Annotated in this window: 19 protein-coding genes and 2 pseudogenes; 5 read left to right on the top strand and 16 right to left on the bottom strand. The window is 69.8% G+C overall.

Annotated elements, in window-relative coordinates:
* The first annotated feature begins 61 nt into the window (after window positions 1–61).
* Window positions 62–1,588 carry a potassium transporter Kup gene (locus ACR5MH_RS11125; RefSeq protein WP_431347265.1) on the top strand — a complete coding sequence of 509 codons (1,527 nt, stop codon included), beginning with the start codon at window positions 62–64 and terminating at the stop codon, window positions 1,586–1,588.
* A complete protein-coding gene (locus tag ACR5MH_RS11130) occupies window positions 1,549–2,022 on the top strand; it encodes a KUP/HAK/KT family potassium transporter (protein ID WP_433861761.1) in 474 nt (157 codons plus the stop codon). The genes ACR5MH_RS11125 and ACR5MH_RS11130 overlap by 40 nt, the downstream gene beginning before the upstream one ends.
* Window positions 2,023–2,067: 45 nt before the next feature.
* On the opposite strand, the gene ACR5MH_RS11135 is transcribed toward ACR5MH_RS11130, so the two are convergent.
* The 9 genes and pseudogenes from ACR5MH_RS11135 to ACR5MH_RS11175 all read right to left on the bottom strand — a co-directional run bounded on the left by ACR5MH_RS11135 (window position 2,068) and on the right by ACR5MH_RS11175 (window position 11,891).
* Window positions 2,068–2,310, bottom strand: a complete 243-nt coding sequence (locus ACR5MH_RS11135; protein WP_431347266.1) for a three-helix bundle dimerization domain-containing protein — start codon at window positions 2,308–2,310, stop codon at window positions 2,068–2,070.
* 155 nt (window positions 2,311–2,465) lie between these two features.
* On the bottom strand, window positions 2,466–3,716 hold the full coding sequence (gene manD / locus ACR5MH_RS11140; RefSeq protein ID WP_431347267.1) for a D-mannonate dehydratase ManD: 1,251 nt from the start codon (window positions 3,714–3,716) through the stop codon (window positions 2,466–2,468).
* Window positions 3,713–5,143 (bottom strand): mannitol dehydrogenase family protein, encoded by a 1,431-nt coding sequence (locus tag ACR5MH_RS11145; RefSeq protein ID WP_431349393.1) that lies wholly within the window; start codon window positions 5,141–5,143, stop codon window positions 3,713–3,715. The genes manD and ACR5MH_RS11145 overlap by 4 nt, the downstream gene beginning before the upstream one ends.
* A 2-nt stretch (window positions 5,144–5,145) precedes the next feature.
* Window positions 5,146–6,555, bottom strand: a complete 1,410-nt coding sequence (gene uxaC / locus ACR5MH_RS11150; RefSeq protein ID WP_433861762.1) for a glucuronate isomerase — start codon at window positions 6,553–6,555, stop codon at window positions 5,146–5,148.
* A complete protein-coding gene (locus tag ACR5MH_RS11155) occupies window positions 6,552–7,757 on the bottom strand; it encodes a Gfo/Idh/MocA family protein (RefSeq protein ID WP_431347269.1) in 1,206 nt (401 codons plus the stop codon). The genes uxaC and ACR5MH_RS11155 overlap by 4 nt, the downstream gene beginning before the upstream one ends.
* A pseudogene (locus tag ACR5MH_RS11160) lies at window positions 7,754–8,422 on the bottom strand (sugar phosphate isomerase/epimerase family protein); the annotation flags it as partial. The pseudogene ACR5MH_RS11160 and the gene ACR5MH_RS11155, both read right to left, overlap by 4 nt.
* 204 nt (window positions 8,423–8,626) lie before the next feature.
* Window positions 8,627–9,592 carry a carbohydrate ABC transporter permease gene (locus ACR5MH_RS11165; protein WP_431347271.1) on the bottom strand — a complete coding sequence of 322 codons (966 nt, stop codon included), beginning with the start codon at window positions 9,590–9,592 and terminating at the stop codon, window positions 8,627–8,629.
* The gene (locus ACR5MH_RS11170) at window positions 9,589–10,449 is read right to left on the bottom strand and encodes a carbohydrate ABC transporter permease (protein WP_433861763.1); all 861 of its coding nucleotides are present in this window, start codon (window positions 10,447–10,449) and stop codon (window positions 9,589–9,591) included. The genes ACR5MH_RS11165 and ACR5MH_RS11170 overlap by 4 nt, the downstream gene beginning before the upstream one ends.
* Before the next feature lie 71 nt (window positions 10,450–10,520).
* Window positions 10,521–11,891 carry an ABC transporter substrate-binding protein gene (locus tag ACR5MH_RS11175; protein WP_433861764.1) on the bottom strand — a complete coding sequence of 457 codons (1,371 nt, stop codon included), beginning with the start codon at window positions 11,889–11,891 and terminating at the stop codon, window positions 10,521–10,523.
* A gap of 166 nt (window positions 11,892–12,057) precedes the next feature.
* Here ACR5MH_RS11175 and ACR5MH_RS11180 point away from each other — a divergent pair, with 166 nt between their 5' ends.
* From ACR5MH_RS11180 to ACR5MH_RS11190, 3 genes are all read left to right on the top strand, one after another.
* Window positions 12,058–13,074: a LacI family DNA-binding transcriptional regulator gene (locus ACR5MH_RS11180; protein ID WP_431347274.1), complete on the top strand. Its 1,017-nt coding sequence runs from the start codon at window positions 12,058–12,060 to the stop codon at window positions 13,072–13,074.
* 144 nt (window positions 13,075–13,218) lie between these two features.
* Window positions 13,219–14,292: a LacI family DNA-binding transcriptional regulator gene (locus ACR5MH_RS11185; RefSeq protein ID WP_431347275.1), complete on the top strand. Its 1,074-nt coding sequence runs from the start codon at window positions 13,219–13,221 to the stop codon at window positions 14,290–14,292.
* A gap of 132 nt (window positions 14,293–14,424) precedes the next feature.
* Window positions 14,425–15,312: an arginase family protein gene (locus ACR5MH_RS11190; protein ID WP_431347276.1), complete on the top strand. Its 888-nt coding sequence runs from the start codon at window positions 14,425–14,427 to the stop codon at window positions 15,310–15,312.
* A gap of 93 nt (window positions 15,313–15,405) precedes the next feature.
* Here ACR5MH_RS11190 and ACR5MH_RS11195 read toward each other — a convergent pair whose 3' ends face one another.
* From ACR5MH_RS11195 to ACR5MH_RS11225, 7 genes and pseudogenes are all read right to left on the bottom strand, one after another.
* On the bottom strand, window positions 15,406–16,350 hold the full coding sequence (locus ACR5MH_RS11195) for an aldo/keto reductase (RefSeq protein WP_431349394.1): 945 nt from the start codon (window positions 16,348–16,350) through the stop codon (window positions 15,406–15,408).
* On the bottom strand, window positions 16,350–17,210 hold the full coding sequence (locus ACR5MH_RS11200; protein ID WP_431347277.1) for an NAD-dependent epimerase/dehydratase family protein: 861 nt from the start codon (window positions 17,208–17,210) through the stop codon (window positions 16,350–16,352). Before ACR5MH_RS11200 ends, ACR5MH_RS11195 begins: the two co-directional genes overlap by 1 nt.
* A gap of 216 nt (window positions 17,211–17,426) precedes the next feature.
* The gene (locus tag ACR5MH_RS11205; RefSeq protein ID WP_431347278.1) at window positions 17,427–17,783 is read right to left on the bottom strand and encodes a tautomerase family protein; all 357 of its coding nucleotides are present in this window, start codon (window positions 17,781–17,783) and stop codon (window positions 17,427–17,429) included.
* Between the two features lie 22 nt (window positions 17,784–17,805).
* On the bottom strand, window positions 17,806–18,594 hold the full coding sequence (locus ACR5MH_RS11210; RefSeq protein ID WP_431347279.1) for a carbohydrate ABC transporter permease: 789 nt from the start codon (window positions 18,592–18,594) through the stop codon (window positions 17,806–17,808).
* Window positions 18,594–19,577: a carbohydrate ABC transporter permease gene (locus ACR5MH_RS11215; protein ID WP_431347280.1), complete on the bottom strand. Its 984-nt coding sequence runs from the start codon at window positions 19,575–19,577 to the stop codon at window positions 18,594–18,596. Before ACR5MH_RS11215 ends, ACR5MH_RS11210 begins: the two co-directional genes overlap by 1 nt.
* Window positions 19,574–20,950 carry an ABC transporter substrate-binding protein gene (locus ACR5MH_RS11220; protein WP_431347281.1) on the bottom strand — a complete coding sequence of 459 codons (1,377 nt, stop codon included), beginning with the start codon at window positions 20,948–20,950 and terminating at the stop codon, window positions 19,574–19,576. The genes ACR5MH_RS11215 and ACR5MH_RS11220 overlap by 4 nt, the downstream gene beginning before the upstream one ends.
* A gap of 252 nt (window positions 20,951–21,202) precedes the next feature.
* Window positions 21,203–22,227: pseudogene (locus ACR5MH_RS11225) on the bottom strand (LacI family DNA-binding transcriptional regulator).
* Between the last annotated feature and the right edge of the window lie 131 nt (window positions 22,228–22,358).

A 22,358-nucleotide genomic window follows, 5' to 3' on the forward strand; every position in this document is an offset into this window, starting at 1 on the left:
GAATGCACCCCCAGCGAGTCGGCTGGCCACTGCGCGGAGCAACAGGGGTAGCGTGACCCGCGTGCACCAGAACCACGAGCATTCAGCGCAGAAGGTGGCCGAACGGAGCGGTCCCCCGCCCAGGAGGCCCGACCATCGGCAGCGACTGCTGTTCGGGGCGTCGCTGGCCGCGCTCGGCGTCGTCTTCGGCGACATCGGAACCAGCCCGCTCTACGCGCTGAAGACGGTCTTCCTGCTCGACAACGGCGCAGTCCGCGCCAACCAGGATGACGTGTTCGGGGTGATCTCGCTCATCTTCTGGAGCGTGACGATCATCGTCTCGATCAAGTACATCGGGATCCTGATGCGTGCCGACAACGACGGCGAGGGCGGCGTGATGGCCCTGGCTGCGCTGGCGCAGCGCCTGTACGCGACGAAGGCGGGGAAGGCCGGCACCCTCCTCGTGGTCGGCATCGTCGGCGTCTCCCTCTTCTACGGGGACTCGATCATCACACCCGCGATCTCGGTCCTCTCCGCGGTCGAAGGCCTCCACGTCACCGTGCCGGCCATCTCGCACCTGGTGATCCCCATCGCGGCCGTCATCCTGATCGCGCTGTTCGTGGTGCAGAAGTTCGGCACCGGGAAGGTGGGCGTGCTGTTCGGGCCGGTCATGGTGCTGTGGTTCGTCGTGATCGGGGTGGCCGGGCTCGTGATGCTCGTCCAGTATCCGGCGGTGCTGCTCGGCCTGTCGCCGACGTACGCCATCGCCTTCCTCGTCAGCAAGCCGCTGATCGCGTTCGTCGCGCTCGGCGCGGTGGTCCTGGTGATCACCGGAGCGGAGGCGCTGTACGCCGACATGGGCCACTTCGGCCGCGCGCCGATCAGCCGTGCCTGGTTCTTCCTGGTGTTCCCCGCGCTGACCCTCAACTACCTCGGCCAGGCCGCCCTGGTCCTCCACGATCCGGCGGCCAGGACGAACCCGTTCTTCCTCCTCATCCCGGAGTGGGGCCGGCTCCCCGTCGTCATCCTGGCGACCGCGGCGACGGTGATCGCGAGCCAAGCGGTGATCTCGGGCGCGTACTCGCTGTCGCGCCAGGCCGTGCAGCTCGGGCTGCTGCCGCCGCTGACCGTCAAGCAGACCTCCCAGCACGAGGGCGGCCAGATCTACCTGCCGGCCGTCAACCTTCTGCTGTTCATCGGCGTGATGGCGGTGATGCTCTCGTTCGGCTCGTCCGACCGGCTGTCGACGGCGTACGGCATCTCGGTGACCGGCGCGCTGGTCGTGGACACCGTGCTGCTGCTGCTCGTCGCGCGGCCGCTCTGGCACTGGGCGCCGTGGAAGATCGTGCTCGCGGCCGTGGCCTTCGGCGGCCTCGAGCTCAGCTTCCTGGCCGGCAACCTCTCCAAGATCATCAACGGCGGCTGGGTGCCGCTGCTGATCGCCGGCGTCGTCATCCTCGTCATGACGACGTGGCGGCGGGGGCGTGCTCTGGTGCAGGCCGACCGCCTGAGGAAAGAGGGCTCGATGGCGGACTTCATCGAGGAGATCCGCAAGAAGAACCTCCCCGGGTGCCCGGCATCGCGATCTTCCCGCACCCGAACAAGCTGACGACACCGCTGGCTCTGCGGGCCAACGTCAAGCACAACCACGTCCTCCACGAGCACGTGATCATCGTGGGGGTCAGCACCGCGCAGGTGCCGCACGTGCCGGCGGCGGACGCCTTCGACTACGACCCCCTCGGCTACGCCGACGACGGCATCGAGTTCCTCCACATCACGTTCGGGTTCTCCGACGACCCGGACATCCCGCGCGCTCTCCGCGCCGCGGTGCGGGAGGGCGTCCTGCCGCTCGATTCGGCCAACTTCAAGGCGGCGTCGTACTTCATCTCCCGCGGTGCGATCCGCATCACCCGCAAGGACAGCATGGTGCCGTGGCGCCGTTCGCTGTTCGTCGCGCTCGCCCACAACGCCGCGAACCCGGCGGCCCGGTTCGGGCTGCCGGCGTTGCGGACCGTCACGATGGGGAGCGACGTGGAGATCTGAGCGGCCGCGGCCGTCAGTGCTCCGCGGCCGCCCGGATCGCCTCCGCTACTCGGCCGAGCCGGCCTCCTCGCCCAGTTCCTCACGCACCTGGTGCTCGACCAATACGGGGACGAAAGCCCGCACAGGGGCGTCCTCGTACTGCTCGTAGCGTTCCTCCACCCGCTGCTCGATCTCCTCCTTGGGGACCTCCGGGAACCGGTCGCTGAGCCGCTCTGCCGCGTGCTCGAGTGCCACGGCCTCGTCCTGCAGCCCCGCGCTCCGGGTGCTCTTGTCGTGTTCGCTCGTCATGCGGCGATTGTCCGCCCGGAGGGCGAAATGACAAGTGGGCCTGCGGGAAACAGCCAGGGTTCAGGAGCCCCCTGAGCAGCCATCGGTTCCTCACTTTCTCCCGCGACACGCCGGGTGGGAGCGGGAGAAAGTGAGGAAGCGATAGCTGCTGTCGGTCACCAGTCGTGCATGGAGCCGTCGAGGAGGCGGTTCACCGGGAGGTAGGCGGCCTCGTAGGGGAAGGACTGGGCGATGACGTCGTCGTAGTCGACGCCGATGCCGGGCTGGTCGCCGGGGGTGAGCATGCCGTCTTGGAACGTGTAGGTCGTCCGGAAGACCTCGTGGGTGGCCGGGCTGTGCTTCATGTACTCCTGGATGCCGAAGTTCGGGATGGCGATGCCGAGGTGGATGGCCGCGGCGAGACCGACCGGGGAGACGTCCGTCGGGCCGTGCACACCGGACTTGATCTGATACACCGACGCGTAGTCGAAGATCCGCCGCAGCCCGGTGATCCCACCGGCGTGCGTGACCGGGGAGCGCACGTAGTCGATCAGCTGCTCCTCGAACAGCTCCCGGTAGTCCCAGATCGTGTTGAACACTTCACCGATCGCCAGCGGCGTCGTGGTGTGCTCGCGCACACGACGCAGCACGGCCTGGTTCTCAGCCGGGGTGACGTCCTCCAGCCAGAACAGGTCGTACGGCTCCAGCGACTTGCCGAGCTTGGCAGCCTGGATGGGCGTGAGCCGGTGGTGCGCGTCGTGCAGCAGCGGCAGCTCCGGACCGAACTCGTTGCGCACCGCCTCGAACACGGTCGGCGCGTGCCGCAGGTAGGCGCGGGTGTCCCAGCTCTCCTCGACCGGCACGGCGCTGCGCCGTGCCGGCTCGTAGTCGTAACGGGCATCAGAGCCGGTCCCGGCTCCCGCGGCGGCGTTCCTGCTCGACGCGACGCCGTACACCGACGGCAGCCCCGGGATGCCGGTCTGCACGCGAACCGCGCGGTAGCCCTCCTCCAGGTGCTCGTTGATCGAGTCGAACAGCTCCGGCAGCTCCGCGCCCGAGGCGTGCCCGTACACCAGCAGGCCGTTCCTGCTCTTCCCGCCGAGCAACTGGTAGAGCGGGAGCCCGGCAACCTTCGCCTTGATGTCCCACAACGCCGTATCCACAGCGGCGATGGAGGCCATCGTCACCGGGCCCCGCCGCCAATACGCGCCCCGATACAGGTACTGCCAGGTGTCCTCGATCCGGTGCGCGTCCCGGCCGATCAACAACGGGACGACATGCTCGCTCAGATACGCCGCGACCGCGAGCTCCCGCCCGTTCAACGTCGCGTCGCCCAAACCCGTGAACCCGTCCTCCGTGGTGATCCGCAACGTCACAAAGTTACGGCCCGGGCTGGAGACCAAGACCTCTACTGCGGTGATTCTCATACGTGTGCTCCTTGGAAAGATGCGGCTCGCACGGCGTCCACCGCGGCCACGATGTCGGGATCGGCCGCCAGGCGCGGGTCGATCAGGGCGAGCAGAGGGGAGGTCGCGTCGACGCTCGCGCGGGCCTCGGCGATCGCGGCGGACTCCGCGTCGACCAGCACGCGCCCCGAGCAGACGAGCGCGACCCAGGCCGCGAGCGCGTAAACGCAGGCGGAGCCGTCGCGGCCCGCCGCGCGCTCGGCGAGCAGGGTTCCCACGACGCGCACCCGTAGCTTCGCGACCGCCTCCGCGGCGATCTGCTCGAGGTTGTGCTCGATGCGGGCGTTCGCGAACCGCTCGATCAGCGCGTCGCGGTAACGGCGGAGGTCCAGGCCTTCGGCGGGCAGGTGCCGCACGGACTCGTTCCAGTACGCCTCCACCCGCGCGCGCAGCGCCGGATCGGCGACGGCCTGGGCCACCGTGCGGTGCCCGTGGGAGAGGCCTGCGTAGGCGAGCAGGCTGTGCGCGCCGTTCAGCAGGCGCAGCTTCCGCTGCTCGAACGGCTCGATATCGTCCACGAACCGCGCGCCGGCCTCCTCCCACGCGGGCCGTCCCGCGGGGAAGTGCCCGCAGAGCACCCAGTCGGTGAACGGCTCGGTCACGACCACGGCGCGGTCGTCCCAGCCGGTGCGGCGTGCGGCGCCGAGGATGTCGTCCTCGGTGGTCCGCGGGGTGATCCGATCGACCGAGGTCGACACGAACGAGACCGTGGCGGCGATCCAGTCGGCGGTCTCGTCGCTCACCTGCCGGGCGAGCCCGTCGAGGCCCCGGGCGACGAACCCGCCGTTGCGGGGGATGTTGTCGCAGGGGACGACGGCGAGCGGGCCCGATCCTGCTCTCCGCCGGGCTTCGAGGGCCAGCAGGAGCCGACCGAGCGCCGTGACGGGGCCGTCGACCGCACGCGCGAGGTCGTCGGCGGACGCGAACGCCTGGCGCAGGCGCTCGATGTCGGCCACCACCGCCCCGTCGTCGAAGCGGGGGCGCCCGTCCGGCGTCAGCCGGTAGCCGGGCTCGGTGATGGTGAGGGTGACGACCGCGGTGCGCGGCGCGCGCACGCGGGCGACGAGCCGGGCGAGGTCCGCGCCGTCCGAGACTTCGGCGATGCTCCGCACGATGGAGACCGCGTCCTCCGCGGGCGAACGCACGACCAGCGTGAACAGGCCGTCCTGCGGCGCCAGCTCGAGCGCCGCCTCCGGGGTCCGGCCGGTGAACGCGGAGATGCCCCACTCGCTCCGCGGGTCGACGGCAGCGGTGTACCAGGCCTGGTGCGCGCGGTGGAAGGCCCCGAGACCGAGGTGGACGATGCGCACCTCCGGAAGCGGGCGCACCCTCCCCTCGGCTCCGTCGAGCGCTGCGCGCGACAGTCGGGTCAGCGTTCCCGAATACATGCTCACAGCTTGAACACTCGTCGCGGGATGGTGGTCACGAGGTCCACGATGATGCGCTCGGCCGTCGCGCGCTCGACGCGGCCCTCCCGCACCAGCCGGCTGAGGAACGCCGCGTCCAGCCGGCGCGACATGTCGTGCCGGGCCGGGATGGAGAGGAACGCGCGCGTGTCGTCGATGAAGCCGGACCCGCGGTAGAAGCCCGCAGTCTCGGTCGTCGCCGCGCGGAACCGCAGCACGGCGTCCGGAGCGTCGAGAAACCACCACGGCGCCCCGATGTAGACGCTCGGGTAGAAGCCGGCGAGCGGCGCGAGCTCGCGCGACGCGGTCGACTCGTCCACCGTGAACAGCACGAGGTGGAACTCCGGGTCGTCGCCGTACTTCTCCAACAGCGGCCGCAGTCCCTCCGTGTAGCGCGTCGTGACGGGGATGTCGTGCCCGGTGTCCGGGCCGAACCCGTCGAACGTCGCGGTGTGGTGGTTGCGGAAGACGCCGGGGTGAACGGTCATGACCAGGCCGTCCTCCACGCTCATCCTGGCCATCTGCAGCAGCATGTGGCCCTGGAACACAGCAGACTCGACCGGCCCGAGGTCGCCGCGCCGGGCGCGCTCGAACAGGGCAGCGGCCTCCGCCGCCTCCAGGTCGACGGTCAGCGGCTGGAGGACGCCGTGGTCGGCGGACACCGCGCCGTGCTCGACGAAGTACCGTCGGCGCCCCGCGAGCGCGTCGAGGTAGCCGGCGAAGCTGGCCGGCGCGGAGCCGTTCCACTCCGCGAGCCGGTCGACCCGCTCGGCGAAGCGCGGCGCGAGCGGGTTGAGGTACGCGTCCGGCCGGAAGGTCGGGACCACTCGCCCGCTGAACCCCGGGTCCGCCGCGAGCGTCTCGTGGCGGCCGAGGTCGTCCAGCGGGTCGTCGGTCGTGGCGAGCACCTCGATGCCGAACCGCTCGAACAGCGCGCGCGGCCGGAACCCATCGGTGGCGAGGATGGCCTGGATTCGGTCGAACAGCTCGTCGGCGTTCGCCGCCTTCGGCTCCTCCGCGATGCCGAACAACTCGGCCAGCTCGCTGCGCAGCCAGTAGCCGGACGCCGTGCCGGCGAACAGGTGCCAGCGGCTGCAGAGCGCTCGCCAGACCTCCCGGGCCGGCGCGACCGGGGACCCGTCCGCGCCCGGGATGCCGAGCTCTCCCAGCGGGACCCCGTCCGCATGCAGCAGCCGCGTCACGTAGTGGTCGTAGCGCACCAGCAGGTCGGCGGGGTCCAGGAACGCCCGGTCCTCGACCAGGAGCGCCGGGTCCACGTGCCCGTGCGGCGAGATGATCGGCAGGCGCTCGACCGACGCGAACAGGTCGCGCGCGATCGCGCGGGTCTCCGGATCCGCCGGCAGCAGGCGGTCCGGGTCGAGGCCCTGGGTCACTGCAGCACGGCCGTTCCGCCGGTGACCAGCACGACCTCGTCGTACTCGCCGTCCAGTACGTCGGCGATCCGGATCGGCTTGCCCAGAGTGGCTGAGACGTACAGGGCGCGGACCACGGCGAGCGCGGTCGTCGCCTCGCGCACGCCTACGACGGGGTCGGCGCCGGTGCGGATGCTGTGCAGGACGTCCAGGTACTGCTTGGCGTGCGCGGTCTGGAGGTCGTCCGAGCCGCGCGTGTTCTCGCTCGCGTCGGCCGAGCCCACCTCGTGGGCGGCCTGGTTGCGGGTGCCCCCGATGCCGTAGTTGTTGTCGGCGGCCTCCGGGTCGGCGTCGGCGGCGTAGAAGTAGAGCAGCCGGTCGTTGTCGATGATGGCCGAGCCTGCCGTGCCGTGCACCTGGAGGCGCGCGGAGAGTCCGGGGTACGCCGCAGTGGTCGCGTGGACCACGGCCAGTGCTCCCGACTCGAAGCGCACGGTCGCGACGGCCGTGTCCTCGACGTCCATGTTCTCGTGGGCGATGAGGGCGGTCTGGGCGTAGACCTCGACCGGCGTCCCGAGGAACCAGAGCAGCAGGTCGACGCTGTGCACGCCCTGGTTCATCACGGCGCCGCCGCCGTCGAGGTCCCAGGTCCCGCGCCACTCGCCGGAGTCGTAGTAGCTCTGCGAGCGCCACCAGGAGACGGCAGCACTGCCCGAGGTGAGCGTGCCGAACCGGCCCGCCTCGATGGCGCGGGACACTGCGACGCTGCTCGCGTCGAACCGGTGCTGGCTGATGACCGAGGTGACCTGGCCGCGCTCGCGGGCCGCGTCCGCCGCGTCCTGCACGAGGCGCGCGTTGGTCAGGCTGACGTCGATCGGCTTCTCGATGATCACGTGCGTGCCGTGGTTCAGGGCGTCGACGGCCACGGCGGCGTGCGCGCCGCTCGGCGTGCAGACGGCGACGAGGTCGAGGTCGGCGGCACCGAGCGCGTCGGCGATCGAGGTGTAGACCTCGGGGCGCGCGGCGCCCAGCACGTTCTCGACCTTGTCCGCGAGGCTCTGTGCCTTGGACTCCACGACGTCGACCACTGCGACGAGCTCCAGGTCTTCGGTCTTCACGACGACCTCGGCGTGCTGGGCGCCGATCACGCCGCAACCGACGACGGCGACGCGGAGGCGCTCGACGGGAGCGCCGTCCCCACTCGGGCTGCTGGGGGCGTTCACTGTGCTGTCACCCCCGCAGCGTCGAGCACGCGGCCGAAGGCGCGGCCGGCGACGCCGAACGCGAACGGGCCGCTGAAGCCGCCCAGGTGGTGCGCGTTCGCCAGGTGCGGCTCGAGCGAGAAGAAGCCCTCGAAGCCGTCCTCCCGCAGTGCGGCGATGGTCTCGGCGAGTTCGCCGTCACCCTCGCCGGCCGGCATGACCGCGCCGTCGGCCGAGCGGGCGTCCTTCACCTGGAAATACTCCAGGTGCGGGCGCAGCGCGGCGTACGCGCTCGTGAACGGCTTCACCCCGACCTGCACGAAGTTGGCCGAGTCCCACGCCACGCGGAGCGCCGGCGAGCCGACGGTCTCCATGATGTCGAGGACGCGCTCTGGGGTGTCGCCGTAGATCTCCTTCTCGTTCTCGTGCAGCAGTACGACGCCGCTCGCTGCGGCGAGGTCGGCCAGGGCCGTCATGCGCTCCATGACCGCGTCGCGGATGTCCTCCGGCGTCTGGTCCTCCGAGCGGTAGAACGAGAAGATCCGGATGTAGCGGGAGCCGAGCACCTCGGCGGCGCGGATGGCGCGGGCCAGCCGCCCGACCTCGTACGACACCGGCTCGGAGACGTCGACCTTGCCGATCGGGGACGCGATGGCCGAGACGCCCATCCCGTGCTCGCGCAGCGCTCGCTGCGAGGCGGTCGAGTTCCGGCTCCGTGAGGTCGACGATGTTGGTCCCCCACGCGCTGCGCACCTCGATGTGCTTCGCGCCGAGCGCCTGCAGCACGGCGATCTGGACCTCGGGGTCCGGGCTGATCTCGTCTCCGAAGCCGGAGAGGGTCCATTGCGACTGTGACACGTTCATATCCCTTGTGTTTCGTAGCGAATCGGTTACTTGACGCTTCCGGCGGTAAGACCTCCGACGAGGAACCGCTGGAAGACGAGGTAGAGCACGACGACGGGCACTGCGCAGACGAGCGAGGCGGCCATCATCTGTCCGTAGAGGGGAAGGGACCCGCCTTCCGCGGAGGCGCCGAAGATCTGCAGCACCACCGCGGCGGTCTGGGTGTCGGGGCGGGTGAGCACCGACGCGAAGAGGACGTCGTTCCAGCCGAGCAGGAACGAGAAGACGCCGGAGACGACCAGTCCCGGCCAGCTCAGCGGCACGATGATCCGCACGAGCACCCCGACCGAGGAGGCGCCGTCGATGCGGGCCGCCTCCTCCAGTTCGCGCGGCAGCCCGCGGAGGTAGGTGACCAGCACCCACGTCGCGAACGGCAGTGCGAAGGTCAGGTAGGCCAGGAACAGTCCCCAGCTCGTGCCGATGACCGTGATGCCGAGGTAGTTGCCCGCCGAGGCGAACACCACGAAGACCGGCAGGAGCAGCAGGGTGCCTGGCACGCTCTGCAGCCCGATCAGGCCGCGGAGGATCGTCAGCCGGCCGAGGAACTCGAAGCGCACGAGCACGTAAGCGGTGACGATGCCGAGCCCGGACGCCACGACGGCGACCGCTCCGGCGATGGTGATGCTGTTGAACAGGCCGTTCGCCAGCGGGAGGGTGTCCCAGATCTTCGTGTAGTTCGCGAGCGTGAACTGGGTCGGGAAGTACGCGCCGCGCGCGACCTCCACGTCGGAGTTCATCGACGCGAACACGATGTAGAGCAGCGGGACGGCGATCGCCGCGAGGATGACGCCGATGCCGATCCAGAGCACGGGCGTCGGCAGCAGGCGCGTCACCTCGGCGGCGCGGCGCTCGGGCTTGCCCGTGGTCTTCCGCGGCGTGGGCGCGGCGGCGGCCAGGGACGGGACGGCTTCGAGAAGCGACTCGCGCTCGACGTCGGGAGCAGGGACGGTCATCGTCGGCCTCCGGAATCCGCGCCCGTATCGAGTCTGACCGCGCGCAGGTAGAAGAACAGCGGGATGGCGATGAGCAGCAGGGAGATCAGCGCCATCGCGGCGCCCATCCCGAACCGCAGGCTCGTGAAGCTCATGCTGTACACGAGCGTGGGCAGCACCTGCACGTCGAACGGCGCGGGGACGCCGAACAGCAGGAACGCCAACGAGAAGTTGTTCATGTGGTGCAGCGTGGCGATCAGGCAGGCCAGCGCGACCGGTCCCCGCAGGTACGGGAAGATCACGTAGCGCAGCTTCGCCCACCAGAGCGCGCCGTCGAGGGCCGAGGCCTCGTGGACTTCGTGGTCGACGGACTGGAGGCCGGAGAGCGCCATCAGGTAGATGAACGGCCACGCGGACCACACCTCCACCATGATCAGCACCCAGTAGCTGGCCGGCCCGTTCAGCCACTGCACGGCCGGCATCCCCGCGCTCTCCAGCGCCTTGTTGACGATGCCGTCGGGCTGCAGCATGGTGCGCCAGAACGTCCCGACCACGAACGCCGGGAGGATGTACGGGATCAGGAACAGCGAGCGCACCAGGCCGCGGCCGCGGAACCGGTTCTGCGTCGCGAGGGCCGCGAACACGCCGATCGGGACCGAGATGAGGGTCGAGATGACCGCGAACCCGACCGTGTTGCCGAACGCGTGCAGGAGGTCGGTCTTGGTGAACGCCTCGATGATGTTCTGCAACCCGATGAACGGGGCGGAGATCCACGACCGGATCGTGTACTGGTCCAGCTCGAGCAGGGCGATGTAGACGCCCAGCACCAGCGGGATGACGATGATCAGGCCGATCAGGAGGCCGCCGGGTGCGAGCATCCACAGCGGCCTCCCCTGCTTCGTGAGGGACCTCCGTCGGACGGCCGCCGTCGCTTTCCTCACTGCGAGAGTCATTTGCCGGCCGATGCCCGATCGAGGGAGGACTGGGCGTCCTGCTGCGCCTTGGCGAGCGCGGACTGGAGCCAGCTGTCGGAGACGCCGGACCCCGCGAGCTGCGGCCGCGCCTGGACGACGACGTTGGTCAGCGCGAGCTGGATGTCGCCCCAGGCACCGGTGAACGGCGTGCTCTTGGCGTGGGCGCCGGAGTCGAGGATGGGGGCCAGCTTCTTGTCGGCTGACTCGACCTTCGTCGCCGCAGCCGCGTTGGTCGGGAGGTCGCCGAAGTTCTGGTGGTAGTAGAGCTGGAAGTCCTCGCTCGTGATGAGCTTGACGTACGCGGCCGCCAGGTCCTGGTTCTTCGAGTACGACGCGATGACGATGTTGTCGCCCGAGATGATCGAGGTCGACGGGATCGACTTGGCGGGTGCGCTGCTCTCCCCCGGCGGAACGGTCGGCATGACCGCGAAGGCGTAGTGGCCCTTGATCGGCGACGCGTCGAAGGTGGTGGCGGCGGAGGCGGTGGTCATCAGCATCATGGCCGACTTGCCGGCCGCGAAGTTCGCCGCGGCGTCGGTGTCCTTCCAGCCGGCGGCGGCGGGGTTGACGACCTTGTCTTTGGTCAGCCAGCCGAAGTAGGCCTCCATGCCCTTCTTCACGGCCGGGCTGTCGAGGTTCGCCTTTTTGCCGGAGACCAGCGGCGTGCCGTAGTCGTTGGCGAAGGTCCAGGCGTACTTCCACGGGGTGTAGCCGTCGGCGTAGCCGGTCGCGAAGCCGTACGCGCCGTTGCCGGTCAGCTTCTTGGCCTGTGCCAGGAGGCCGTCCCAGGTCGACGCCGGCTTGGTCAGGCCGGCGGCCTTGAACATGTCGGTGTTGTACGCGAGCACATAGGGGCGGCTGGCGAACGGGATGCCGATCTGGTCCTTCGAGTCCGGCCCGGAGATGCCGAGCGTGGCCGGGACGAAGCGGCTCTTGCCGCCGACCTTGTCCCACATCGCGCTGTCGAGCTTGACGAAGGCGCCGGTCGAGTACGCGGTCGGCGTGAACGTGGTGCCGATCGTGTAGACGTCAGGCCCCTGGCCGGAGACGACCGACGTCTGGATCTTGGTGAGCTCGTCGTTCGCCGAGGCGAAAGTCTCGAACTTGATGTCGGCGCCGGTCTGCTTCTTGAGCGCGGCGGCGATCTTGGCCTGCCACGCGCGGAGGGCGTCGGCGTGCTGCGCGTTGGCGCCGACCAGGACGTCGAGGGTCTTGCCCTTGCCGTCGACGGCCGAGCCGGTCGACGAGCTGCTGCTGGTTCCGCCGGCTCCGCAGGCGGTGAGGCCGAGGGCGGCGACCGAGATGACGGCGGCTGCCCCCAGCAGGCGGATTGTCGATTTCTTCACGTTGCTCCTCATTGAGTTCAATCGGATCTCCGGCGGTGCGAGCCAGGAGGACGGCGTTGACGCTAATCTCGTTGCACAACCGGAGGCAAGAAATGCAAAAGTTGCCAACCGCCGCACAGACGGCCAGAATCGAGGCAGGCGACGGACGCCGAGGGGGAGCACGGGAATGACGAGTTCTGACGTCGGCGCGCGCATCAGGCGAGCGCCCACCCTCGCGGACATCGCCGCGCTCAGCGGCGTCGCGACCTCCACCGTCTCCCGCGCGCTCTCGCAGCCGGAGCGGGTCAGCCCGCGCACCCGGCACCGCATCGAGGCGGCCGCCAACCAGCTCGGCTACACCGCCCCGGCCTCCCCCGATCCGAAGTCCGGGCCGCGTGCCGTCGCGCTGCTGATCCCGGACATCACGAACCCGTTCTTCTTCGGCCTGATCCGGAGCACGCAGCAGCAGCTCCGCGCCGCGGGCTACACGCTGCTGCTGGTGGACACCGAGGAGGTGACGGACTTCGAGTCCGGCTACCTGGAGACCTTCGGCCACTCGGCCGCCGGCTTCATCCTCGCCGCGACGCGCCTCTCCGACGACCAGCTCGTGGAGGCCGCGGACCGCTTCCCGCTCGTGATCATCAACCGGGACACCCCCGGTGTCCCCGCCGTCATGATCGACACGCCGAACGGCGTCCAGCAGGCCGCTGAACACCTGTACTCACTGGGCCACCGCGACATCGTCTACCTCGCGGGGCCGACCGCGTCGTGGTCGGACAGCCACCGCTGGGAGCTGCTGCAGGAGACCGGCAAGACCCTCGGGATGAGCGTGCGCAGGCACGGCCCGCACCACCCGAGCAAGAGCTCGGGTGCGGCGGCGGCCGATGCCCTGGTCAACTCAGGCGCGACGGCGGCGATCGCCTTCAACGACCTGCTCGCGATCGGCGTCCTGATGCGGCTGCGCGAGCGCGGCATCGATGTGCCCGGCCGGCTCAGCGTCGTGGGCTGCGACGACATCTTCGGCGCGGATTTCTGCAACCCGCCCCTGACCACGCTGTCCTCCCCGATAGAGCAGGCGGGCCGTATGGCGACGGACATGCTCCTCGGCCAGCTGCGCGCCGGGAGCCCGGTCACGCGATCGGGGGTCGTGCTGCCGACGCACCTGGTGATCCGCGGGTCGACGGGGCCGGTCGCCGGAGGCTGACGCCGTCCTCCCGGTCGGCCGCGTGCGCGTGCGCGACCTCGGTTCGGCGTGTGCGCATGTGCGCAGCGGATTCTGTGCGCTTCCGCATGCAATTTCGTTGCATGGAATTGCCAACGGTTTGCTCTGCGTGTTGTCGTGGTCGGCATGGATTCCCCAGCGGGCCCGCGTCGCACCCCGACACTCGCGGACATCGCCGCGTTGAGCGGCGTCGCGACGTCCACCGTCTCGCGCGCCCTCTCGGGGCCGCGCCGGGTCAACGACGCCACCCGGGAGCGCATCGAGCGCGCCGCGGCGGAGCTCGGCTACGTGTCACGTTGTCGCGTCCGGCCGCTGCCCGCCGGGCGCCCGCGCGCGATCGCGGTGCTGGTCTCCGACGTGACCAACCCGTTCTATTTCGGGATCGTCCGCGGCACTCAGCACCAGCTCAAGGCCGCGGGCTACCAGCAGATCCTCGTGGACACGGAGGAGTCGGACGAACTTGAGGACGACATCCTCCGCAATCTCCGCAGCTCGTTCGACGGCGCCATCCTGGCGGCCTCCCGGCTGACCGACCGCCGCTTGACTGCGCTGTCGGAGGAGTTGCCGCTGATCGCGATCAACCGCCAGACCCGCGGCGTCCCCAACGTCTTCATCGACACCCCGACCGGTTTCCAACAGGCGCTCACGCACCTGGTGTCGCTGGGCCACCGCGACATCGCCTACCTGGCCGGGCCGGACACGTCGTGGGCGAATGAGACCCGCTGGCGCACCCTCGCGCGCGCCGCGGCCGGCCATGGGTTGTCCGTGCGACGGCTCGGTCCGTTCCTCCCCAGCTACGACCCGGGCGCCGCGGCGGCGGACGCCGCCATCGCTGCCGGAGTCACCGCCTGCATCGCCTTCAACGATCTCATCGCGATCGGCGTGCTGGGACGTCTCGCCGAGCGCGGCGTGAAGGTGCCGCAGGACATGAGCGTGGTGGGCTGCGACGACATCTTCGGCGCGGACTTCTGCAACCCGCCGCTGACGACCCTCACTCAGCCCACCGAGCGCGCCGGCCGGACCGCGGTCGACATCCTGGTCAGCCGCCTGAACGCCCACGACGAGCGGGAGATGCGGCGAAGCGCGACGCTGCCGACCCACCTGACCGTGCGCGCGTCGAGCGGGCCGGCGCCTGCGACGGAGGGCGTCCCCGGCGGCACCCGCGCCGCATCGGGTCACCTCCGCGCCGTCTCACTGTGAGGCCCACCCCGCTCGACCGGCGGCCGGAAATGATTCCCGACTCGGCCTCTATTTGCTTGCTCGACTGCAATTGATTGTTGCTATGTTGTTGCTCACCGCACTCGCACGCTTACCCGAAGGGCGTCTGGAACAATGAGCACCGTGGTCGACGAGGCTTCGGCCTACCCTCCCGCGCAGACGCCGCACGCGTCCTCCCGAGCGGACGTCGCCCGGCCGACCGTCACGGCGTACGTCGACGGCGTCTCGGGCCACAACGATCGCGCGCGGCGAGCCACCATCGACCTCGCGAAAGCGCTGGGCCGGCGCCTCGAGTCGACCGTCGGCGTTATCGGCGAAGGCGCCGTGGAGGGGCGGAGTCTCGGCTGGCGGGCCGCCCTCCACCAGGCCGAACCCGAGCTGGACGCGCTGACGGAGACGGCGGAGCACTCCCTGCGGACCGCGTCCTTCAGCGCCTTCTGTCTGACCAGGAACGCCGCCGCGCTCGCCACCCTCCCGGCTGTCGCCCGGGCCTACCCGGATGCCGCGATCGTGTGGATGGGCGCACACCCGTGCCTGCACACCCCGGTGACCACCCGCACGGGCGACCTCAGCGGGATGGCGCTCGGCGCGGCGACCGGGCTGTGGAAGTCGGGCCACGGCGGCGAGCTCGCGCTCTCGAACGTGGTGCTGCTCGGCGCTCGCGACCTCGACCAGGCCGAGAGGCACATCATCGCAAACTCCCCCGTCCGCAACATCCCGGCGGGTCCTCGGATGCAGGAGGAACTGGCTGCGACGATCGCCGGCCGCGACGTGTTCGTGCACTTCTCCGCCGACGTCCTGCAGCCGGGCATCGTCCTCACCGACTACCAGGTCGCGAACGGCCTGACCATCGACACCGTCGTGACGACGGCCCGCACCCTCGCCGGCGAGCACGTGATCGGCGTCCAGCTCAGCGAACTCGAGCACGACCCCACCGACCGCTTCAACACCTCCGCCCAGCTCGTGGTCGAGATGCTGTCGCCGCTGCTGCCCCGCAGCTGAGCGGAGCAGCAGCGGCGCAGCCGTCACTCCGCGGCGATCCCCTCTCCGCCCGCGTCGCCGGGCACCAGCACCGACCCGACGCTCCCACTCGGCTCATCCGAGCCAGTTCGCAGGGGAAGGGACCAGCTCCTCCAACTCGCTCCAGAGCGCATCGGGGATGTCCCAGGCGGCATAGCCGAGCGTCTGCGCGACCCGCTCCGGCGACGACACCCCGACCACCGTCGAGTCGATCGTCGGGGAGCGCAGCGAGAACTGGAGGGCCGCGGCCGCCAGCGGCACACCGTGGGCTGCGCAGGCCCCCGCCATCGCCCGCACTGCGTCGGCGACCGCGTCCGGGCGCTCGCCATAGCCGTACTTCGACTGGACGTCCGGGCCTTTGACGAGCATCCCGCCGCCGTACGGGGCCGCGTTCACGACCCCGATCCCGTGCTGCCGCGCGAAGGCGAAGAGGTCCTCGGCGGAGCGATCCACCAGCGTGTAGCGGTTGTGGCTCAGCAGCACGTCGAAGACGCCGGTGTCGACATACCTGCGCATCAGCCCGACCGGGCCGCCCGCGACGCCGATGTGATCGACGAGGCCGCGCGCACGCAGGGCCACCAGCGCGTCGACGGGGCCTCCGGCCGCCACGGCGTCCTCGAACGGGATGCGCTCCGGGTCGTGCAGGTACAGCAGCGACACCCGCTCCACGCCGAGGCGCTCGAGACTCTCGGCGTACGAGGCGAACACGCGCTCGCCCGAGAAGTCGCCGGTCACCGGATCCGGGTCGACCTTGGTGGCGAGCACGACGCCGTCGGGGAGGCCGCCGCGCTCGGCGATCGCCGCGCCGATCCGCCGCTCGGCCTCACCGTCCCGTCCGTAACCGTTCGAGGTGTCGATGAAACGGATGTCGCTGTCGAAGACCGCCTCGACCGTCGCGACCGCCCGGTCGGCGCCCACCCGATAGCCGTAGAGCTGGGGCATGCTCGCCAGCGGACTGGTTCCCATGCACAGCTCGGTCACCCCGAGCCCGGTCGCGCCGAGCCGACGGGTCGTCACCATCACGACGCCGCCTCCTGCAGCGCGGGAGCGCGGTCCGCGAACGCCCGCCGGCCCGCGTGGTACGCCTCCACGACCCGGTCGAGGACCTCCTCCGTGGCCAGGTCGCCGCGGGCGACGTCGGGATGGGCCGACCGCCACTCGAGCATCCGCCGCACCGCCCGCTCGAACGTGAGCCTGGGGGCGAAACCGGGGACGAACCGGCGGATCTTGGCGGTGTCGAAGACCGCGGAGTGGCCGAGGTCGCCGACGAACTCGCCCGACCAGAACCACTCGGGGGCCACCACGGGGAAGAGCTCGCTCGCCACGTGGACCAGCCGCGCCTCCACGCCGAGCGCCGTCGCGAACAGGCCGTAGATCTGGTCCCAGCTCAGCACGTCGTCGCCGGTGATGTGGAAGGTCTCCCCCACCGCGCGCTCGCTGCCGAGGAGGCCGACCAGCCCCTGGGCGAAGTCCTCGGCGTGCGTCAACGTCCAGAGCGAGGTCCCGTCGCCGTGCACCGGGATCTCGGCGCCCCGGGCGATCCGGTCGACGACGGTCCAGCCTCCGGGCAGCGGCGGGTTCGCGTCGTCGTAGGTGTGCGACGGCCGCACCACCGTGACGGGGAAGCCCTGCTCGCGGTGCGCCCGGGCGAGGGCGAGCTCGGCCCGCCACTTCGCCGTCGCGTAGGGAAGCGGCGGGTTCGGCCCGGTCGGAGTCGACTCCGTGATCGGGGTCGTCCGGACCGGCTTGGCGTAGATCGACGCCGAGCTGATGTGCACGTACTGCCGGGTACGGCCGGAGAACAGCTCCACCCAGCGGGCGACATCGTCCTCGTCGTAGGACAGGAAGTTGACCACGGCGTCGAACGACCGCTCGCCCACCGCGGCGCGGACCGAGGGGGTCGGAGACGTCGCCGTGCACCCGCTCGACCCCGGAGGGAAGCGGCCGCCCGGTGGCGTTCGCGCCGCGGGTGAGCACGGTGACGGCCATGCCGCTCGCGGCGGCGAGCCGCACGCAGGAGGCGCTGATCGTGCCCGTCCCGCCCAGGAAGAGCACGCGCAGCGGCGCCCCGTCGTGGCTCAGCAACTCGATCCCGGTCATCGTCCCGCGAACCAATCCTCGAAGCCGTTCTCGACGAGCGAGATCAGCACGTCCTCCGACCGGATCCCGAGCGGCGCCAGCTTGGCCGCCACCGTCTCGAAGAACCGCCGCTTCACGGCGACCGGATACATGTGGACGGCGGTCACGCGGATGAGCAGAAGGCTCCTGCGGTCGACGTCGTTGTAGCCGGGGTCGAACTTCAGCTCGTCCACGCCGTGCGGGCGGAAGACCTGGAAGCGGTCGTCGGCGGGGATCCCCAGCGCCTCGATCTGCGCGTCGTGGATGGCGTCCCCGATCTCCGCGTGGGAAGTCTCGAACAGCTCGCGCTCGAGATCGACTTGGATGAGTGGCATTTTCAGACTCCTAGGGTCGGATTCACTTGATGGCGCCGGCCGCGAGGCCGCGCTCGAACATGCCCTGCAGGCACAGATAGGCGACGATCTCCGGGATCGCGGTCAGGACCGCCGAGGCCAGGATCTTGGTCTGGTCGTTGCTGAACTCCCCGACGAAGAACTGCGGCACCAGCGTGATGGTCTGCATGTCCTGCGTCTGCAGGAACACCAGTGGCATCAGGTAGTCGTTCCACGCGCCGATCAGGGTGAAGATCAGGACGGCGGCCGCGATCGGCCGGGTGAGCGGCACGATCAGAGCGAAGAAGCCGCGCACGGAGTTGGCGCCGTCGACGCGGGCCGCTTCGAACATCTCGTCGGGGAGGCCGTTGATGAAGTTGCGGGTCAGCAGCACCGCGAACGGCACCTGCAGCGCGGCCAGCGGCAGGATCACCGCGGCGTAGGTGTTGAACAGTCCCAGGGCCTGCGTCGTGACGAACAGGGGCGTGAGCAGCACGACCTCCGGCAGCGTGAGGCACGCCAGCAGCATCCAGAAGTAGACCTCCCGGAAGCGGATGTGCAGCTTAGCGAAGCCGTAGGCCGCGAGCATCGTCACCACGTAGACCAGGACGATGACCCCGGCCGAGATGATCGCGCTGTTCAGGAAGAACCGGAAGAATCCCGGCACCGCCAGCACGTCGCGGTAGTTGCCCCAGCCGGCCCCGGCGAAGGAGCCCTGCACCATCGCGATCAGCGGGAAGAGATACGGGAGCACCAGGACCGTGGCCAGCAGTTGCAGCAGGCCCTTGCTCCACCAACGGCGGACTTCGAACATCAGCGCACTCCCGTCTTCTCGCGCCGTCCACGCCTGCTCGGCCCGGCCGTCCGCTCCAGCCCGGTCCGCTCCCGGCCGAAGACCTGCAGCACGATCGCCATGGCGAGCGCGATCACGAGCAGGATGATCGACAGCGCGGCACCGTAGCCGACATGCGCGAGCTGGATGGTCATCTGATAGATGTACGTGCCGAGGAACTGCGTCGCGTTGTTCGGTCCGGCGACCGTCACCAGCCACGGGATGTCGAATGTCTTGAGCGCGCCGATCGCGCTCAGGATGCCGAGCGCCAGGGTCGTGCCGCGCAGGCTCGGCCAGATGATGCTGGTCAGCGTGCGGATGTTGCCGGCGCCGTCGATCCGCGCCGCCTCGATCAGGGACTGGTCGACCTGGCTCATCGCCGCGTAGTAGAGCACGAAGGTGAGGCCGGTCCACTGCCAGATGGTGATCGCCATGATGACGGGCAGCGCGGTCGACGACTGGCCGATCCACGGCTGGGCGAGGAACCCGAGCCCGAGGAAGTGCACCACCTGGTTGAGCTGGCCGTCCGCGGCGAAGATCTGGCGGAAGACGGGCGCCATGATCGCCGGCGCCAGCACGACCGGGACGAAGATGATCACCTTGTAGACGACGGCGAGCTTGATCCGCGAGTGCATGATCACCGCGAACAGCACGCCGAGCGCCGTCTGGAGAACGAAGGTGACGATGAAGAAGATGACGGTGTGCCAGATCGCCGCCCAGAACACCGGGTCGTTGGCGACATTGGCGTAGTTGCGCAGCCCGATCGACTCCGGGTCAGGGCTCGCGCCGTCCCAGTTCAGCGTCGAGATGTAGCCGGTGTAGCCGATGCAGTAGTAGATCAGCCCGGCGCTCAGCACGAGCGCCGGAAGGATCCACGGCAGCCCCGGGGCGTGGAGGCGGCGGCGACGCGGCAGGCTCGTCGAGCCGACCGCGCGGGTCAACCGCTCCTGGGTGGAGACAGTCATCCGTTCGCCGCCTTGGCCGCGTCGGCGGCCTGCTGCAGCGTCTTCGCCGCCGCCTGCGGTGTCGCGCTTCCGCTGCCCACCGACTGAGCGGCGGCGAGGAAGGCGTTCTCGATGTCGGCGTTCAGCAGGGCGAACCGCGGCTCGTCGATGGAGGTCAGACCGTCGAGGTAGTCGTTGACCGGCTTCGACTGCTGGGATTCGTCCACGAACTTGATGGTCGCGAAGTCCGGCGAGACGCCCTTCAGCACCGGCGTGGTGTCGAGACGGTCGGCGACGACCTGCTGGCCTTTGGTGCTGGTCGACATCCACTTGACGAAGGTCTCGGCCGCCGAGCGGTGCGTGGACTTGGTCGCCACGGCCAGGCCGTAGTCGGCGTCACCGAACATCTCGCTGGTGTTGCCCTTGCCCGCCACATCCGGGAAGTGGATCGGCAGGATCGGGAACGGCTTGGCTCCGGCGACGCCCGCGGCCGAGATCGACTGGGTCATGGCGTTCTGGGTGGCGTACTGGGTGTACCAGCTGCCCATCATCACCATCGCGTACTTACCGGTCAGGAAGGCGTTGTTGATGTCCGGGTACTGCTGCGCCCCGAGAGCGCCCGCCTGCATGATCCCGCTGGTGAACAGGTCCTTCCAGATCGAGAGGGTCTGGACGATCTGCGGCGAGTCCCACTTGGCCTCGCCCTTGGACGCCTTGGTCCAGTAGCCGGGCTCCACCGAGTTGGCGATGGCCTGCAGGGTGTCCTGGTCGAAGCCCTCCTGCGAGGCGCCCTGCGCGAAGCAGCCCTGCCCGTTGCTCTGGAGCGTCTTGCAGACCTGCTTCCACTCATCCAGCGTGGTCGGGGGCTTCAGGTTGTACTTGGCGAAGATTCCGGCGTTGTACCAGAGCGAGCCGGCGTAGGAGGAGCCGATCGGCAGCGCGGTGAGCTTGCCCTTGGCGGTGAGCCCGTCGACCGCGATCTTCGCGATCTTGGACTTCCAGTCGCCGCCGAGCGCCTTCTGGGCCGTGGGAGCCAGGTCTTCGGCGTAGCTGCCGAACTGCTGCACGTAGGCTCCGGGCTGCAGGTCGAACACGTCCGGCCCGCTGTTGGAGGCCAGCGCGGGCCGCATCGCCGCCTGGTAGTCGGAGATCCCGATCAGCTTGAAGTTGACCTTGATGTCCGGGTACTCCTTGTTGAACGCGGCGATGAACTCCTTCGCCTCGTCGGAGTTGGTCGGAGTCCAGCCCCACCAGTTGATCGTCCCGCTCGTCGCCGAGCCGGCCTCGCCCGAGCCCGAGCTCGAGCACGCGGCGAGCCCGAGGCCCGCCAGACCGGCCACCGTCAGAGCAGCGATCGACCGCAGCACCGTCTTCGATGTGAATGTGAATCGCATGTCAGTCCTCTTGCGTCGCGGACACGGCAGCGTGTCCGGGTGAGCGCCGGATCGATGGACCCGGCGTGATCGAAGGTCGAACAAGGCCGGGCGACCTCTTCGTCTTCGCGGGGCGCATCCGTCGGACGCGCCGTGACACTGAGGTGAATCTAAGCGTCGCGAAAACGCTAGTCAAGTTTTACGTGAAAATTAGAAACGTTTCGTAGACAGGCGACAGTAAAGCGTGCTCGAACGGCCCCCGGAACCGCCGGATCAGGACCGGGGGGCGGCCGTGCTCTCGCGCACGACCAGCGTCGTCGCCATATCGACGCGACTGAACGCCAGCTCCGGCTCGTCGCGGAGTCGCGTCACGAGGTGGGTCGCCTGCTCGGCCATCTCGGCCAGCGGGACCCGCACCGTGGTGAGCGGAGGCCCCGCCCACTCGGCGATGGAGAGGTCGTCGTAGCCCACGACCGAGAGATCCTCCGGCACCCGGAGGCCGAGCACGCGCGCGGCCTCGTAGACGCCGAGCGCCTGGATGTCGCTGGAGGCGAAGATCGCCGTGGGCGCGTCGGCCGACAACAACAGCTCGCGCGCCTCCACGAAGCCGTCCTGCCGGTGGAACTCCCCGGCCGGATGTACTCGGGCCTTATCGGGAGCTTCGCCCCGTCCAAAGCCGCACGGTAGCCCGAGAGCCGCGCCGTGGACGCCATCATGCTGTCCGGCCCCGTGATGATGGCGATGCGCTCGTGGCCGAGCGAGATCAAGTGCTGCGTCGCCTGGAACGCCCCGTTCCAGTCGGCCGAGCCGATCGACGGAGCGTCCGAGGCCGGTGCGCCGTAGGGGTCGATCATCACGATCGGGATCGATCGGCTGCGCAGCCGCGCCTTGTCCTTCTCCGGGAGCAGGGACGCCACCAGGATGATCCCCAGCGGCTGCCGCCGGAGCACGCCGTCGACCCAACCGGCCCCCGGCAGGTGCGTGTCCTGCGCCGCCGACACGACCATGCCGATCCCGTGCTCGCTCGCCACCCGCTCGATGCCGGCGATCGCCGCGCCGCCGAACGGGCTGTCGATCTCGAAGCACAGCACGTCGATGAGGGGCGCTCCGCTCTGCGCGCTCAGCCGCCGGTAGTAGTTGCGCTCGTCGAGCAGCGACTCGATCCGCTTGCGGGTCTCGTCCGAGACGCCGGTGCGCCCGTTCAGGACCTTCGAGACCGTCGCGACCGAGACGTTGGCGAGCGCGGCGACCTCCGAGAGCGTGGCGCGGCTCGGGGACACGGCGGCGGCGTTTTCCATGGGGCTCATGCTAGCCGCGGCCGCACCGCGCGCCCGGCCCGTGCCGCGGGACGGTTGACGGGGTGCGGATGTGCTCATAGTCTGACGGTCCAGATAGTTTTCTCTCGAATGAAGAAACCTTACAGCGAAAA

Source organism: Streptomyces sp. L7, from assembly GCF_050990935.1.
Lineage (GTDB): Bacteria > Actinomycetota > Actinomycetes > Actinomycetales > Microbacteriaceae > Leifsonia.